The organism is Pseudomonas sp. MF08817, assembly GCF_059862705.1.
In genome coordinates, this window is the sequence record NZ_JCBCUY010000097.1 from 1 (window position 1) to 1,200 (window position 1,200).

At 57.5% G+C, this 1,200-nt stretch carries 1 protein-coding gene; it reads right to left on the minus strand.

Annotation, left to right across the window (positions count from 1 at the left end; all coding sequences use genetic code 11):
* Window positions 1–150: 150 nt before the first annotated feature.
* A complete protein-coding gene (locus AC19YR_RS24745) occupies window positions 151–1,131 on the minus strand; it encodes an IS5-like element ISPst7 family transposase (RefSeq protein WP_500600440.1) in 981 nt (326 codons plus the stop codon).
* Window positions 1,132–1,200 lie beyond the last annotated feature (69 nt).

Below are 1,200 nucleotides of genomic sequence, written 5' to 3' on the forward strand. Positions count from 1 at the left end.
TTAGGGATGGTCTGAAGTAGCCCTGTATTTCTGGCTGACTTCAGCCTCCGCCGATTTTGAAAGCGGTCAACCGATCAAAAACGATCAGATCGCCCGCTTATTTCTGTGTTTTTAGCCGCCGCGAGCACCTCGCAGCAGCCATTTTCCACATTACAGGCGCACCTCTCCTGCATTCGTCAGTAAATGTCGTCGAGCCATCCACAGATTCGACAGCGCGAACAGTGTCACCAGTTGCGCGGTGTTCTTTGCCAGGCCACGGAAGCGCGTCTTCACATAGCCAAATTGGCGCTTGATCACCCGGAACGGGTGTTCGACCTTGGCCCGCACCTGGGCTTTGGCCTTCTCGATCTTGCGCCTGGCTTTGTAAAGCGGGCTGCTCTTGCCCAGTTTCTTGTAAGTGCTGCGCCGTGCCGCCACCTGCCAGATCACCTCACGACCATCATGTTCGGCACGCTTCTCGACACCGGTATAACCGGCATCAGCGCAGACCACGTTTTCCTCGCCATGCAACAACTTGTCGACTTGGGTAACGTCCGCCACGTTGGCGGCAGTGCCTACTACGCTGTGCACCAAACCCGACTCGTCATCCACGCCGATGTGCGCCTTCATGCCGAAGTAGTACTGGTTACCCTTCTTGGTCTGGTGCATTTCCAGGTCGCGTTTGCCGTCTTTATTCTTGGTCGAGCTCGGCGCATTGATCAGCGTGGCATCGACGATGGTGCCTTGGCGCAGCGACAAACCTCGGTCGCCCAGGTAGCCATTGATCACGGCCAGGATGCCGGCAGCCAGTTCGTGTTTCTCAAGCAGGCGACGGAAGTTCAGGATGGTGGTTTCGTCGGGGATACGCTCCAGGTTCAGCCCAGCGAACTGGCGCAGGATAGTGGTCTCGTACAGCGCCTCTTCCATCGCCGGATCGCTGTAGCCAAACCAGTTCTGCAGCAGATGCACCCGCAGCATCGCCATCAGCGGATAGGCCGGACGGCCGCCTTCACCCTTGGGGTAGTGCGGTTCGATCAGGGCTATCAGCCCCTTCCAGGGCACCACCCGATCCATCTCGATCAGGAACAGCTCTTTGCGGGTCTGCTTGCGCTTGTCGGCGTACTCGGCATCGGCGAAGGTCATCTGCTTCATCGGAAAACTCGGTGAGTGGAGTCCGGGGATTTTGCCAAAATCAGGAAGTCTTCTTCAGAGTTTCCTTAG